This is a genomic window from Kaistella haifensis DSM 19056 (assembly GCF_000735695.2).
Lineage (GTDB): Bacteria > Bacteroidota > Bacteroidia > Flavobacteriales > Weeksellaceae > Kaistella > Kaistella haifensis.
In genome coordinates, this window is record NZ_JASZ02000008.1 from 68,502 (window position 1) to 84,355 (window position 15,854).

At 36.6% G+C, this 15,854-nt stretch carries 13 protein-coding genes; 4 read left to right on the top strand and 9 right to left on the bottom strand.

The genetic code is table 11. The annotated features are described in order from the left end of the window. Positions 1–53: 53 nt before the first annotated feature. From thrS to AP75_RS05530, 6 genes are all read right to left on the bottom strand, one after another. Positions 54–1,973 (bottom strand): threonine--tRNA ligase, encoded by a 1,920-nt coding sequence (gene thrS / locus AP75_RS05505; protein WP_031503939.1) that lies wholly within the window; start codon positions 1,971–1,973, stop codon positions 54–56. A 189-nt stretch (positions 1,974–2,162) separates the two neighbouring features. Further along, positions 2,163–2,342: a hypothetical protein gene (locus AP75_RS05510; RefSeq protein ID WP_031503937.1), complete on the bottom strand. Its 180-nt coding sequence runs from the start codon at positions 2,340–2,342 to the stop codon at positions 2,163–2,165. A gap of 10 nt (positions 2,343–2,352) precedes the next feature. Then, positions 2,353–2,964 (bottom strand): DUF4230 domain-containing protein, encoded by a 612-nt coding sequence (locus AP75_RS05515; RefSeq protein WP_088263785.1) that lies wholly within the window; start codon positions 2,962–2,964, stop codon positions 2,353–2,355. 1 nt (position 2,965) lies between these two features. Beyond that, a complete protein-coding gene (locus AP75_RS05520; protein ID WP_031503936.1) occupies positions 2,966–3,526 on the bottom strand; it encodes a TlpA family protein disulfide reductase in 561 nt (186 codons plus the stop codon). Positions 3,527–3,573: 47 nt separating this feature from the next. Then, positions 3,574–4,041, bottom strand: a complete 468-nt coding sequence (locus AP75_RS05525) for a pyrophosphohydrolase domain-containing protein (RefSeq protein ID WP_031503934.1) — start codon at positions 4,039–4,041, stop codon at positions 3,574–3,576. 130 nt (positions 4,042–4,171) lie between these two features. Further along, a complete protein-coding gene (locus tag AP75_RS05530) occupies positions 4,172–5,296 on the bottom strand; it encodes an acyl-CoA dehydrogenase family protein (protein WP_394335369.1) in 1,125 nt (374 codons plus the stop codon). 202 nt (positions 5,297–5,498) lie between these two features. Here AP75_RS05530 and AP75_RS05535 point away from each other — a divergent pair, with 202 nt between their 5' ends. Then, positions 5,499–7,370 (top strand): endonuclease, encoded by a 1,872-nt coding sequence (locus AP75_RS05535; RefSeq protein WP_031503930.1) that lies wholly within the window; start codon positions 5,499–5,501, stop codon positions 7,368–7,370. Positions 7,371–7,433: 63 nt separating this feature from the next. Here the strand turns inward: AP75_RS05535 and AP75_RS05540 are convergent, their stop codons facing one another. From AP75_RS05540 to AP75_RS05550, 3 genes are all read right to left on the bottom strand, one after another. Continuing rightward, entirely contained in the window at positions 7,434–8,831 is a 1,398-nt protein-coding gene (locus tag AP75_RS05540) for a helix-hairpin-helix domain-containing protein (protein WP_088263786.1), read from the bottom strand. Positions 8,832–8,918: 87 nt separating this feature from the next. Beyond that, complete coding sequence (locus AP75_RS05545) at positions 8,919–9,260, bottom strand: MerR family transcriptional regulator (protein WP_031503928.1); 342 nt, start codon at positions 9,258–9,260, stop codon at positions 8,919–8,921. Positions 9,261–9,315: 55 nt separating this feature from the next. Continuing rightward, positions 9,316–10,623 carry a DEAD/DEAH box helicase gene (locus AP75_RS05550; protein WP_088263787.1) on the bottom strand — a complete coding sequence of 436 codons (1,308 nt, stop codon included), beginning with the start codon at positions 10,621–10,623 and terminating at the stop codon, positions 9,316–9,318. A 226-nt stretch (positions 10,624–10,849) separates the two neighbouring features. Here AP75_RS05550 and rpsA point away from each other — a divergent pair, with 226 nt between their 5' ends. From rpsA to AP75_RS05570, 3 genes are all read left to right on the top strand, one after another. Continuing rightward, positions 10,850–12,634 carry a 30S ribosomal protein S1 gene (gene rpsA / locus AP75_RS05560; protein WP_088263790.1) on the top strand — a complete coding sequence of 595 codons (1,785 nt, stop codon included), beginning with the start codon at positions 10,850–10,852 and terminating at the stop codon, positions 12,632–12,634. 204 nt (positions 12,635–12,838) lie between these two features. Then, on the top strand, positions 12,839–15,454 hold the full coding sequence (locus AP75_RS05565; protein WP_242589768.1) for a T9SS-dependent M36 family metallopeptidase: 2,616 nt from the start codon (positions 12,839–12,841) through the stop codon (positions 15,452–15,454). Positions 15,455–15,667: 213 nt separating this feature from the next. Beyond that, the coding region (locus AP75_RS05570; RefSeq protein WP_143755819.1) for a transposase at positions 15,668–15,854 on the top strand (187 nt) is incomplete at its 3' end.

Here is a 15,854-nt window from a genome sequence, read left to right on the forward strand (position 1 = left end):
CTACCTCGGTAATTAAATTTCTGTGCTATGGTTTTATATTTTAAAGTTAATTTTTAAATTTTTGATTCTTTTTTGAAATAGGCGATGAAATCTTCAATCGTCATCGTTCCTAAATCTCCTTCGCCTCTTCTTCTAACAGAAACTGTGTTGTTAAGTTCCTCATTTTCACCTACAACCAGCATGAAGGGAAGCTTTTTCAACTCGGCATCACGAATTTTTTTACCCGTTTTCTCGTTTCTGTCGTCAATCAGCCCGCAAATATCGTGATTTTCCAGCAATTGTGAAACTTTTTTTGCATAATCAACATATTTTTCGCTAATCGGCAAAATAGTGAATTGATCCGGAGCGAGCCAAAGCGGAAAATCTCCTGCTGTGTTTTCCAACAAAATCGCGATAAATCTTTCCATAGAACCAAACGGAGCACGGTGAATCATCACAGGTCTGTGTTTTTCGTTATCGCTTCCAATGTAGTGAAGGTCAAATCTTTCTGGCAAATTATAATCAACCTGAATGGTTCCCAATTGCCAACTTCTGCCTAAAGCATCCTTCACCATGAAATCGAGTTTTGGTCCATAGAATGCAGCTTCGCCGTATTCCACAATTGTTTTTAAACCTTTCTTTTCAGCGGCTTGAATAATCGCGTCTTCCGCTTTTTTCCAGTTTTCGTCACTTCCGATATATTTTTCTTTCTTCTCCGGATCTCTGAGTGAAACTTGCGTTACGAAATCTTCGAAACCTAATGTTCTGAATACATAAAGTGTTAAATCAATCACGTTTTCAAATTCAGCCAAAAGTTGATCCGGAGTACAGAAAAGGTGTGCATCATCTTGAGTGAAACCACGAACTCTCGTTAATCCGTGAAGTTCTCCGGATTGTTCATAACGATAAACGGTTCCGAATTCTGCATATCTTTTTGGTAAATCTTTATAAGACCATTGTCCAACTTTGTATATTTCGCAGTGGTGAGGGCAGTTCATTGGTTTCAGCATGAATTCTTCACCTTCATTAGGTGTTTTAATTGGCTGGAAACTGTCTGCACCATATTTATCCCAGTGACCGGAAGTTACATACAATTCTTTCGCTCCGATGTGTGGAGTCATCACGAATTCGTAACCTGATTTTTTCTGAGCATCAGAAAGGAAGTTTTCCAATTTTTTTCTCAATGCAGTTCCTTTTGGTAACCACAACGGAAGTCCTGCTCCCACTTTTTCCGAGAATGCGTAAATGCCCAATTCCTTTCCGAGTTTTCGGTGGTCGCGGCGTTTCGCTTCTTCTAATCTTTCCAGATATTCGGTTAAATCTTTCTGTTTTGGGAAAGAAATAGCGTAAACTCGGGTAAGTTGTTTGTTTTTTTCATCACCTCTCCAATATGCTCCGGCTGCATTTAAAATTTTCACCGCTTTCACGATGCCTGTAGATGGAATGTGTCCACCGCGACATAAATCGGTAAAATTATCGTGGGAGCAGAAAGTGATTTCGCCATCATTCAAATTAGAGATGAGCTCGGTTTTATATTCATTGCCTTCATATTCCTTCAAAGCATCAGCTTTTGAAACCGAATAAAGGTTGAATGTAGAGTCTTTTTTTGCGTTTTCGAGCATTTTTTTCTCGATCTTTTCGAAATCTTTTTCAGATAAACTTTCGTCGCCGAAATCTACATCATAATAAAATCCTTGCTCAATGGCTGGACCAATGGTGAGTTTTGCTTCCGGATAAAATTCCACGATTGCCTGTGCCAAAAGGTGCGCAGAGGAATGCCAAAACGCTTTTTTCCCCATATCATCATTCCACGTCAGAAGCTGTAGCGTAGAATCGGTGGTTATAGGCGTGGTGATTTCAACCTGTGTTCCGTTTACGATTGCGGAAATGGTGTTTCTTGCCAAACCTTCACTTATTGATTTTGCTACCTCAAGCGGTGTTACAGCGCTTTCGAATTCTCTGATGCTTCCGTCGGGAAGAGTAATTTTTATCATACTGAATTAAAAATTTTAAGTGGCAAAAATACGGAATTTCTACTAATTTTTTATTTTGTTTTTGATGGAATTTTACTTCTGATCATTAATTTTCAATTATTCGTAAATCAATTTTTTGGTTGTATGAAGAAAAATCTATAATTGATGGAAAATTTAAATGAAGTTTGATGATAAAAAAAAGCAGAAAAATTAATTTCTGCTCTCGTTTTTTGTGTTATCGGTTTTGCCATCCTTATTAAGCTTAGAAGATTCCTTAATCTGCCGCTTTACTGTTTTTTCGGAGTTCACTTTCTCGGATGATGCAGGAATGTTTGGCAAATCCTGGTTTTCTTTTTTTGTTTGTGCCGGTTGTTCTTTATCTTTTTCCATAAATCGTTTTTTAAAGTTTTGATGAATCGATTTGACCGGTCTGGTCTTCAATTTTATAATTCAAAGCCTTTGCCAAAACGAAAATATGATCAAGATTTTCTAACAATTGTTTTCTTCCTTCGCTTCGTAGTCGCTCCTGATTCACGGTTTTGTAAGCATTGTCTTTCGCAGATTTGGTTATTTTTTGCAAATCTTTTTGGTCAAAGCGATCGAGGAAAGAATCATCCATTGACTGGATCTCTACACTTGGGATAATTCGTATATCGGCGTTGGGAAGCTCTTTGATGATCAGTTTTTTGTTGACAGAATCCACGTCGAGTTTCATTTTATTGAGGTCATACGAAACTTGCGCATTTGTTTTGGTAAAAGTAATAAGCTCTTTTTCCATATTAGGAAGCATTCCGCCTAAAAGTTCGGAAGTTATTTTAGTTTTCTGCATGCTCGAAAAATCCTGTTCCATGACCACCATTTTATTCATCTTTCTGATTTGATTGGTGATGATGTAGTAGTCGTTTTGCACTTGATCTTGTTTCTTTTTTGTCAAGCTGTTCCAAATCAAGAATGCGAGCAACATTGCGATTGCTCCTAATATGAAAGGTAAAATTTTTTTGTCTGTTTTCAATTTATTTTAATAGGTCTTTAAGTGTAGTATTGTCTTTTTTAAGGATTTCCAGAAGGTCTCTTTCTAGATAACCGGTTGTTGGGTATTCAATAATCCTTCCAATTTCTTTGCCATATTTTTGTACGATAATGGTTGGAACTCTTTGGATATTGTAAACGCCTTCTTCGCCGTTTGGAGCTTCTTTTTTGCGGTTCACAGCGATGATTTTCAATTTTTGTTCAGGGAAATTCATGCTTTCCAAAATTTTCATCAATCGTGGAACTTCGCGATAGCTATCTTCGCACCAAGTTCCCATCACAACGGTGATTCCGTAAGAATTCAGTTTTTCTTTTTTAAGTTCATCAACGGTTTTTTGGTCAATGGCGTATTCATCATGTTCTTTCACATACCAATCGCTGTATGGCGTTTTCAGAAGTTGGTTTTTGGTTTGAGTTCCGAGAAGCATTTTTCCGTCATTGGTAGTTTCAACTTCGCGGTTTACGACTACTTTCTGCGAATCACAAGATTGAAAAGTGAGTAGGGAAGTGGCAGTAATCAAAAGGGTTTTCGTAATTTTTTTCATTGATGAATACTTGTTTTTTTAAAATAAAAATTGGAAAAATGTGAATTTTATTTCTTCAAAATAGTTGCCAAATCTGCAGGTGAATAATATTTGTTTTTCAATACTTTATGATCAGATTTTCGGTGAACATTAATTTTGTTTCCGGAAATTTCCGAGAACGCTTCTTCGCCTTTTTCGGCATAAAACGCGATAGTTTCGTCTGCCTGTTGCTGATTGTCGCAAGCTTTCGACATGTTCGAACGGTGAACTTCATTGAACATTTCCACAAATTTTTCGCCCAATCCAAATTCTAAAACTGCGCCACTTAAAACATATTGCAAATCACAAAGTGCATCTGCGATTTCTACCATATTTTGATCAGAAATGGCTTCTTTCAACTCATTCAATTCTTCCTGAAGCAGGGAAATTCTCAATTCGCATCTTTCTTTTGATGGAATTTGAGGCGTTTCTAAAATCGGGGCATTAAAGGTTTTGTGGAATTCTGCAACTTGGTTCAGCGAATCTATTTTTTCCATTAAAATTAAATTTTAACAAATATAGAAAATCAAAAATGATTTTTGGTAAAGACTTTTTCTAAATTGATTATTAAAAAAAGCACCGAATTTCGATGCTTTATAGATTAAAAAAGAATAAAATCTGTAATTTTTATTTTGAAATTTCTCTTCCGATAACCAATCTTTGGATTTCCGAAGTTCCTTCTCCAATAGTACACAATTTGGAATCTCTGTAGAATTTTTCTACCGGGAAATCCTTTGTATAACCATAACCGCCGAAAACCTGAACGGCATTGTTAGCGATTCTTACACAAGCTTCGGAAGCGTACAATTTTGCCATTGCACCTTCTTTGGTCATTGGTTTTTTTGCGTTTTTCAAGTTGGAAGCACGTTGAATCAATAGTTCTGCAGCGTCGATTTCAGTTGCCATATCTGCAAGCATGAAATTAATTGCCTGAAATTCGTTGATGGCTTTTCCGAATTGTTTTCTTTCCAATGAATATTTCAAAGCGGCTTTGTAAGCACCTCTTGCGATTCCTAAACTAAGAGCAGCGATGGAGATTCTTCCACCGTCAAGAATTTTCATCGCTTGTTTGAAACCGGAGCCCACTTCTCCTAATCGGTGAGAATCGGGAACTCTTACATTGTCAAAGATAAGTTCGGCAGTTTCGGAAGCTCTCATTCCGAGTTTGTTTTCTTTTTTACCTGAAGAAAATCCGGGCATTCCTTTTTCCAAAACGAATGCCGTAGAATTGTTTTTTGCTCCTTTTTCGCCGGTTCTGGTCATTACTACTGCGATATCACCGGAAATTGCGTGGGTGATAAAGTTTTTAGCGCCGTTCAAAACCCATTCGTCGCCGTCTTTTACAGCTGTTGTGCTCATCCCACCTGAATCTGAACCTGTATTGTGTTCGGTAAGTCCCCATGCTCCGATTACTTTTCCGGAAGCGAGTTGGGGAAGCCATTTTTTGCGTTGTTCTTCGTTTCCGAATTCATATATATGATTGGTGCAAAGTGAGTTGTGAGCAGCAACAGACAATCCGATTGATGGATCAACCTGAGAGATTTCGTCCAAAATTGCAACATATTCATGATATCCCAGACCTGATCCTCCATATTCTTCCGGAATTACAATTCCCATAAATCCCATTTCTCCCAACTGATGGAAAAGTTCTACCGGAAATGTTTGGCTTTCGTCCCATTCCATAATATTTGGGCGGATGTTTTTTTCTGCAAAATCTTTTGCGGTTTCTGCAATCATTGCGATGTTGCTCATTGTTTCACTATTCATATTTGTTTATTTCTTATTTGTAATCAAAGATAATTAAATTGGCGAATTTTGAAAATAAAAATAATATTCATGCGAACTTCATTTTTTTTTTAATTAGAAATTTATTGTTAAAAGATTACGAAAAATTAATAATTATTACGTCTCCTAAGCAAGTAATTTGACTAAATTGCAAGCCAAATTTTAGTAAATGAGAATAATTTTATTTTTGATTTTATTGCCGTTTTTAGCCGAAGCACAAGCGCCTTCCGGATATTATGATGGTACTTCAACACTTACGGGATATGTCCTGAAATCGAAACTTCACCAGATTATTTCGGAGAAAAACATCAATTGGCATTATGGCGATTTGACCAATTTTTATAACCAAACCGATTTGGATAAATATTACGATCATGATGCATCGAACACCACAATTTTATTAGATATTTACTCTGAAATTCCCAACGGATCCGATTCGTACGAATATACCACCGCAAATATTGTAGGTTCTGCAAGCGCAGAAGGACAAGGCTGGAACCGCGAACACATGATGCCGCAAAGTACTTTCAATAGTAACTATCCAATGTATTCGGATTTGTTTTATGTAATTCCGACCGATGCGAGAATTAATCAATTGAGAAGCAATTATCCGTACGGAGTTGCGAAAACTACCACAACACCTTTTTATACTTTTTCCAACGGATCAAAAATCAATACCAATGCAACCGCCGGTTCGGGTTATACAGGAAGAGTTTACGAACCAATCGATGAATTTAAAGGTGATATCGCAAGAAGTTTGCTTTATTTTGCGGTAAGATATGAAGGGAAATTAAGCTCTTTCAATTTCTACAACGGATCTTCTGCAGCCAATGATACCAGTCCGCTAGATGGAACCGAGGAAAAATCTTTCGAAAATTGGTATTTGGCGCTGTTGCTTCAGTGGAATGCTCAGGATCCGGTTTCTCAAAGGGAAATTGATCGAAATAATGCGGTTTTTGCAATTCAGAAAAACAGAAATCCATTCATTGATCATCCCGAATGGGTGAATGCTATTTGGTCTCAAACGCCCGATGCAGCGGTTCCGCAAGCTCCAACCAATTTGAATGTGGCGAAAAACAGCGCGTATTTTGTAACTTTAAATTGGAATGCATCGCCAGATTCGGATGTAATCGGATATAAAATTTACCAAAATGGCGTTTTAGTTGCTAATACAAAAAATACTTCTGTCGATATCGAGCATCTTCTGCCTTCTACGGCTTATAAGTTTACGGTAAAAGCTTATGATAATGGTTATTTGGAATCTTCCGAAAGTAATTTGATTTCTGTGACGACTTTGCCAAATGATATTTTTGCGAAAGATTTAATGATTACCAAATATATCGAAGGAACTTCCAACAATAAAGCCATTGAAATCACCAATAAAACCGGCCATCCTGTAAATTTGAATAAATACAGATTGAGCATTCAGTTTTATAGCGGATCCAATTATTATTTTCCTGCACCGTTTGAATTAGAAGGAACGGTTCAAAACAACGAAACTTTTGTTATTTTAAATCCAAATGCACAATTATCATGTATTACCAACGATCAAGCAAGATTTGTAACTGCGGCTCCTCAAATGACTTTCTCGGGAAGCCAGTATTTGGAACTTCGCTATAATTCCGAAACAGTTGATGCAATGGGAACAAAAGATATGAGCAATTCATCGACTTTGGGGAATATTTCTTTGTATCGATCGAATTCGGTGCAGCAACCGACTGCTAATTTTGATCTTGCAGAATGGCAAAGTCACGAAACAAACTACTGCGAAAATTTAGGAATTTTAGCTGCAACAGATGTTTCTATTTTTAGTGAAAATGATTTTTCTGTCTATCCGAATCCTGTTGGCGATTGGCTTTCGGTAAAAGGAAAACAACTTGAAAAAATTCAGAAAATATCTTTGGTTGATGTTTCCGGAAGATTATTGAAACAGGAAGATAATCCTTTCAAAAATGGAAATTCATGGAATGTTCAGCATTTGAAACCGGGAGTTTATATCCTAAAAATCGATCATCGCGCGGTGAAGTTTATTAAAAAATAATCATTTGAAAATACAAAAACGAAAATCCCCGCAAACAGTTGTGGGGATTTTTGTTTAAAAACTTTAATCATTTAAGTAAAGCCTCATTCGAGCCTCGTATTCTGGTTTTAATTTCAGGAATTTCCAAATCTTTTTATCATCAGGATATGAAATTCTGTAATAAATGATTTTGTCGGCAGAATATTTAAAATAAGGATGGGCTTTTAGCCAATCTTCTGGAGCGGAAACTAAAGTGTATTTCGGAACTTTAGAATGGTCCAATCTTGCTACGGCAACCAATTTCTGCGCTAATTCTTTGTCTATATCGTAAGTGTCAACAATTTGTTGTCTGGTAACAAAACCACCAAGTTTTTTCCTGTAATTTAGGATCATTCCAGCGTTTTTTTCATCAAAGCCAAATTCTAAAAGTTGTTTGAAAGTAATTTGGTTCAAATCTGTTTTTGCGAAATCTGTTTTTGCTTCCGGAGTGTTTTCAGATTTTGAAGTGGAAACAAATGATGCATTTCCTGCCTTTTGCGGAGCATTTGCTTTGAAATTTTCAGGATTCAATACAATATAAGGTTTCATCTCCTCAAATTTTTCTTCCGAAATCACAAAACATCGGGCAATTTCTTCCAAGTTTTTGAAACTTCCTTTTAAATTTCGATCGCGATAATTGACGATCACTTGCGCCTGTTTTTCAGAAAAACCGAGTTTTCGCCAACCTTCTAAATCGGTAATATTAGGATCAAATTTTTCGTAAGAAATTTTTTCTTTTTCAGAAGAATTGGTTTTGAAATTCGTTTTTGCAACATAGTTTTCCGGAGTTTTTTCTGGAAGCAAAAGATAAGGTTCCATTTTCCGGAAATTTTCTTCGCTGATGATGAAGCAATCTTTAAATTTCTCTTTACTGATAAAGCTTCCGCCAAGATATTGTTTGTATTTCAGAATTGAATTGGCTTGTCTTTCGGTAAAGCCCATTTTCACAAAATCTGCCGAACTAAAATTATCAGGATTAAATTTTCCTGGAATTTTGAGTTCCTTTTTCTCGTAATTTCCTTGATTAGAGTTGTAAAGAGACTTGTAATTTGTGCTCTCGTAAGAATTTTCTGCTTTGTCAGGAAGTAAGATATAAGGTTCTAATTCATTGAATTTTTCCTCGGAAATCGAATAGCATTTTTTTAGTTGTGCTTTTGAGGTAAATTCTCCGCCGACGATGTTTTTGTATTTCAGAATCGTGGCTACTTGTTTTTCCGAAAATCCGAGTTTTTTCCAGCCATTTTCATCCAAATCATTTGGATCGAATTCTTGTAATTCGGTTTTTTCTACGTTTGCAAATTCAATTTTTTCAGTGGGATCAACCTCGGCTTCTTTGTTTTTATCGTAATCAAAATAGAAAAGTCCGCCCAATAGAATAGCTCCGGAAGTCGCAAAACCAAGAAAATAATTCTTGGCAGCAGAAAATTGAAATGGAGAACTCATAACAAATCTTTCTACAAACTTACTACAAATTTTCTTTTTTTTAGTAATAAAAAAATGCTATTTTTTGATGAGTGAAAACACCTTTTTTTATTCCGGTTTATCGACAAGAGAATCTTTAAGCTTCTGTAATTCAGCCTTTACAAACTCCAAACGATCGATCATGGTGATGGTTTCTGAGATTTTAGAATTGGTCGCCAAAGCGATTCTTGCGCCATCCAAAGTGTAGCCTTTTTCTTTCACCAAATGATAGATGATTTGCAAATTTTTTAGATCTTCCGGAGTGAAATACCGGTTTCCTTTTTTATTTTTCTTTGGCTTGATGATAGGGAATTCTTGTTCCCAATAGCGAATTAGGGAAGTGTTGACATTGAATGCTTTCGCAACTTCGCCAATAGAATAATAGAGCTTGTCAGGAAGATTAAGTTTCATTTGTAATCAAAAACTTTTTGAAGATGACAAATATACTATTTATGGATTAATAAACTCAATAAGCGATTTCAATTTTCACTTTTTTACCTTTCAACTTTTCGTTGGCTAATTGTTTGAGCAATTCGATGGTTTTTTTTCGGTTGACAGCCACGTAAGAAGTTGTGTCTTTTACCTCGATTAAACCAATGTCATCTTTTCCTACACCACCTTTTTTGATTAGGTAACCAACAATATCAACTTTGTTGACTTTGTCTTTTTTTCCGGCACTGATGTAGATGGTTTGATTCGGTGTTCGCTCAGGCGCTTTGTCGAAACCGGCAACGCTTTCTTCTGGCGTATTATTTTTAATGAATGGGAAATTTTCGTCTTCAGTCATTATCAAATAGGCAAAACCTTTGGCGTTCATTCTCGCGGTTCGCCCATTTCGGTGGATGAAAGCGTCTTCTTTCGGCGGAAGTTGATAATGCACAATCGATTCTACTTCCGGAATATCCAAGCCTCTTGCTGCCAAATCGGTGGTAATGAGAATTCTTGCGGAATCGTTTCGGAATTTCAGCAACGCGCGTTCTCTTTCGTCTTGTTCCATACCGCCATGGAAGGTTTCTCGTTGGATTCCTTTTTCCCGCAATAATTCAGAAATTCGATCGACTGCATCGCGGTGATTGCAGAAAATCAGGGTTCTTTTATTCCCTATTTTACATATTAAATGGAATAAAGTATCGAGTTTTTCCTCGGAAATCGTCATTACTCTTCGCAATTGGATGTCCGGTTTGGTTTCTTGAAGTTTAAGGAAATTAATGGTTTTTTCATTCTTTAAGCCCACAAAATCCGGAATTTTATCCATCGCAGTTGCCGAAGTAAGAATTCGCTGGGAATTGTTTTCTAAAGCTTCAATAATTTCATTCATATCTTCCTCGAAACCAAGTTCCAAAGCTTTGTCGAATTCATCTAAAACCAAAGTTTTAATGGTAGTAGGATCAAAATTTTGGTTTCTTAAATGATATGCGATTCTTCCCGGAGTTCCAATCAAAACCGCAGGAGCCTCTCTGAAATTGTTGATTTCGATTTTTTTATCGTGACCTCCGTAGCAAATAGAAACTTTGAAATCGGTACCCATTTGTTTGAAAACCTGCTCAATTTGCAATGCAAGTTCTCTTGCCGGAACGAGAATCATCGCCTGAATGCCGGTGTTTTCTTTTTTTAAATTTCTAAGCAAAGGGAATAGAAAAGCGAGTGTTTTCCCTGATCCTGTGGGCGATAGCAGAATGACGTCGGTTTCGTTTTCGGTCGCAGTATAGGTGGATTTCTGCATCTGATTCATGTCTTGAATCTGCAGTTTTTGGAAGATAGATTCTAAATTCATATTGCAAAGGTAAAGAAAAGGGCTTTGTTTGAGAAATCGAGTGTAGAAGAAATTTGATTTAAAGTTCTGAAAATATTGCAATTATCAAATATTTTTTTAATTTTGCACCACTTTTTGTGGGAGCATTTGGCAAAGTTAAAATATTCATAACTAACAACTTCCGTATTTTTCGTAAACCACATTGGGCCAAGCAACGAGAGAGATGGAATACAAATTTTATTAGAAAATGTCAAAAGAGACAAATTCAGCAGAGGTTTTATTAAACCAAAACGTAGCACCAGAACAATTTGATTGGGATTCTTTCGAATCAGGATTAGATGCTGATGCAAGAAAAGAGAAAAGTGATTTAGAGGAAATCTATAACGGATCTCTTAACAACCTTAGCGATAACGATGTATTGGTAGGAAAAGTTGTAAGACTTACTGATAAAGAAGCTATCGTAGATATCAACTTCAAATCTGAAGGGGTTATTTCATTAAACGAATTCCGTTATAACCAAGGATTGAAAGTTGGTGATGAAGTAGAAGTAATGGTTGACAGAAGAGAAGACAAATCTGGTCAATTGCAACTTTCTCACAAAAAAGCAAGAACTCTTAAAGCTTGGGATAAAGTAAACGAACTTCACGAAACTGGAGAAATCGTAAACGGTTTCGTAAAATCTAGAACTAAAGGTGGTATGATCGTTGACGTACACGGTATCGAAGCATTCTTACCAGGTTCTCAAATCGATGTGAAACCAATCAAAGATTACGATCAGTTCGTAGGTAAAACAATGGAGTTCAAAGTTGTGAAAATCAACCCTGAGTTCAAAAACGTTGTTGTATCTCACAAAGCGCTTATCGAAGCAGATCTTGAAGGTCAGAAGAGAGAAATCATCGGTCAGTTAGAAAAAGGACAAGTTCTTGAAGGAACTGTTAAAAATATTACTTCTTACGGAGTATTCGTAGACTTAGGTGGTGTTGATGGATTAATCCACATTACCGACCTTTCTTGGTCTAGAGTAAACCACCCATCTGAAATCCTTTCTGACGGAGAAACTGTAAAAGTAGTAATCCTTGATTTCGATGATGAGAAAACAAGAATCCAATTAGGTATGAAGCAATTGGAAGCTCACCCATGGGATGCGCTTTCTGCTGACTTGAAAGTTGGTGATAAAGTTAAAGGAAAAGTAGTTGTTCTAGCTGATTACGGTGCATTCGTAGAGGTTGCTCCAGGGGTAGAAGGATTAATCCACGTTTCTGAAATGTCTTGGTCAACTCACTTAAGAAGTGCTGGTGATTTCGTAAAAGTAGGTGATGAGGTAGAAGCTGAAGTTTTAACTCTTGATAGAGAAGACAGAAAAATCTCTTTAGGAATGAAACAACTTACTCAGGATCCTTGGGCAAATATCGAAGCTAAGTATCCTGTAGGTTCTAAACATGTAGGAACTGTAAGAAACTTCACTAACTTCGGAGTTTTCGTAGAATTGGAAGAAGGAATCGATGGTTTGATCTATATTTCTGACCTTTCTTGGACTAAGAAAATCAAGCATCCATCAGAATTCTGTGCAGTTGGTGATAAATTAGACGTAATCGTTCTAGAATTGGATACCGCTGCAAGAAGACTTTCTTTAGGTCACAAACAACTTTTTGAAAATCCTTGGGATAAATTCGAAACTAAATATGCTGAAGGTACTGTACACACAGGAAAAGCTACTGAAGTTTTCGATAAAGGAGCACAAGTTCAGTTCGAAGATGCTGAAGTTGAAGCATTCTGCCCATCAAGATTATTAGAAAAAGAAGACGGTTCTAAAATCAAGAAAGGAGAAGAAGCACAATTCAAAGTAATCGAATTCAACAAAGAATTCAAGAGAGTAGTAGTTTCACACACCGGAACCTTCAGAGACGAAGAGAAGAAAAACGTGAAAGAAGCTTCTTCCAAACCAGCTGCTTCATCTAGCAACGAAGAGAAATCTACCCTAGGTGATTTAGACGTTTTAGCTGAATTGAAAAAGAAAATGGAAGGAAACTAATTCCAATTTTTCTTTAATATATATGGCGCCTCAGTAATCTGGGGCGTCTTTTTTTTGGGGTTCATATTTTATTATTAAGTATAAAAACATTTCTCCGTACTAAACCTAAAAATGAATGTTGATAACATCTTTCTTTTTTTTTGTGTTGAAAATTGAAAACTTAGCATTATTTTTTATAAATTCGATGCCAATTAATTAATATATATGAAAAATAGAAATTTACCTTTGAAAATCGCAACAGCTTTTTTGATGTTTTCTTTTGCAAGCGTCACCGCTCAGGATTTTAAAACGATCATTAAAAATCATCTGGCAGCAAACGGAGGCACTTCGAAATCTACTACGGAAGATTTTACGGTAATTGTTGAAGATTACTCGAAAGCGATGAACGCAGATGTTGTAAAAGTGCAGCAATCTTATAACGGAATACCAATTTTTAACGCAACAGCTACAGCCCTAATTAAGGAAAAGAAAGTAAACTACTTTATCGATAGTTTTGTAAAAAATTATAAAGTTGCTGCTACCGAAAAAACAGCCCATCCTTCCGGATCTATTTTTGAAAAAGTAGGGAAGAACTTTGGTTTAAAAAACATCGCAGAATACCAGATGTTAAGTTTTAATGATGCTGATCTTGACGGAACTCCATTTGCAAAAACGCAGGTTGTTTATTTTCAGACTGAAAGAGGTGATCTTAGACTTTCTCAACAATATATGTTCGAAGAGAAAGAAACCTCCGACTATTGGAATGTGGTTGCAGACGTTTCAATAGGCGAAATCTTATATAAAGAAAACCTTAAACTTTCGTGTAATTTCCCACATGGCACTTTCCAGCACGATTATTCTTCTCACGCGTCCGGTGGGTTTGTTAACGATTTTATAGAGGAAGTAGAGCATAAAGTTGCTTCAACAGCGAAGGCTCCTTCAAATGCATCGTATAATGTATTTGCTTTGCCTGTAGAAAGTCCAATTCACGGAACCAGATCGATGATTAGTAATCCGTGGTTCTTAGATGCTTCACCTGACGGATGGCATACAATTTCCGGAGGTAGTTATTCTGGTTCTTATAATACGACTAGGGGAAACAACGTGATGGCCTACGATGATGTAGCTAAGAAAAACGCGGCAGGAATGTATGCAGACGGTGGTGCTAGCAGGATGTTTGATTTCCCGTTTTCAATTGATAATCAGTATACAGTTAATCAGAATGCAGCGATTACCAATCTATTCTATATCAACAATAAAATGCACGACATTTTTTATCGTTTAGGATTTACGGAAACTGCAAGAAATTTTCAGGCTTTCAATTTTGGTAAAGGTGGAGCTCAGGTTGATTATGTACAAGCGGAGGCACAGGATGGTTCAGGAATGGATAATGCCAATTTTGCCACAGGACCAGACGGAACAAGACCAAGGATGCAAATGTACCTTTGGAATCCGGCACTTACGGAAAGGGTATTTTATAATACTCCACCAGAAGCAATTGGTAGAAAAGTGAAAAATTATGTTTCAACAACATTTGGTCCTACTTTAACAACAACGGGCGTAACCGGAGATGTTGTTTTAACTTCGGTTGCTGACGGCTGCACGGCACTGCCTGCCGGTTCACTTACCGGTAAGATTGGCTTGATGCCAAGAGGTACTTGTTCTTTTACCGTAAAGGTGAAAAATGCACAGGAAGCCGGTGCTGCTGCTGCGATTATTTATAATATGCCAGATTCTACTCCTACAACCGGTATGGGTGGCACCGACGCATCCATTACTATTCCTTCAGTTTTGGTAGAGAATGTTGAAGGTGTTTATATGAAAGGACTTATTGATTCTGGTAAAAATGTTAATGTTACTTTAAAATATGATTCATCCACACAGATTTTCAGAGACGGAAGTTTTGATAATGGAATCATCGCCCATGAGTATGGCCACGGAATTTCTACAAGAATTATCGGGTCATTAAGTTCCAGTTTAAATAAAGAGCAGATGGGTGAAGGTTGGTCTGATATTTTCGCATTAATGCTTACTAATCGACCTGGTGACAATGCCAGCGTAGCAAGAGGAATTGGAAACTTTGCTAGCTCATTGCCAGTTACAGGTGCAGGTATCAGACCTAGACCTTATTCTCCGGATTTTGCCGTAAACGAATATACTTACGGTAAGACCAATGGTATGGAATATACTAACACATCAGGAGTAACTGTACCAGATGTGCACTCCATTGGTTTCATTTGGGCATCAATGCTGTGGGATCTTCACTGGAAATATGCCGAAAAGTACGGTTATTCGTCAGATGTTATGGCAAATACTTCCAACGGAAGCACAAGATTCTTACAGTTGGTTATTGATGCGCTGAAGTTAACCCCAACAAACCCTGGATTTATTCAGGGAAGAGACGCTATTTTAGCAGCGGAAGAGGCAACAACTCAAGGAACAGATAAATGTATGATTTGGGAAGTTTTTGCTAAGCGAGGTCTGGGAGTTAATGCAGCTTCAGGATCTACAACCAATATCAATGATCAGGTTGAAGATTTCACAAAGCCTGCAGATGATGCGCGTTGCCAAAAAGTATTGGCTTCAGGGGAAGTCAATGTAAATAAAGGTATACACATTTATCCAAATCCTGCGAAAAACGAATTTTTCTTAAAATCAGCAAACAAAACTTTAGGAAAAGTAAATGTTGAAATCTTCGATGCAACCGGAAAATTAGTTTCCAGCCAGAAAATTTCTGCTACTGACGCAGTTAATACACAATCTCTAGTAAATGGAGTATATGTAGTAAAAGTTTCAGGAATAGGAGTAAATTACTCTTCTAAATTGATGATTAAAAAATAATTGTTAGTTAATATATTTCTAGCCGTCTTGCTTTTTTAGCAAGGCGGTTTTTTATTATGAAATACCTATTTTTATTAAGAGCCTGTTTAAAAATTAAATTAGAAAAATTCGTATGGCGTTTATTTTATAAAATAATCTTATAAAAAACTGATTGTCAGTTGTTTATGTTGTTTATTTTCCGTAACTTGTTGGTTACTAATCAATTAAATTACAGTGAAAAATTACTCGACAAACATTTCTGACAATCAGTGGCAATTTATAAAAAAGACTTTGAACCTCAATGACAGAAAGCGAAAATATGGTTTAAGAACCATTTGGAACGCCATAATGTATTTGGTGAAAACCGGTTGCCAATGGAGGATGTTACCCAATGATTTTCCGAAATGGGAATTGGTCTATT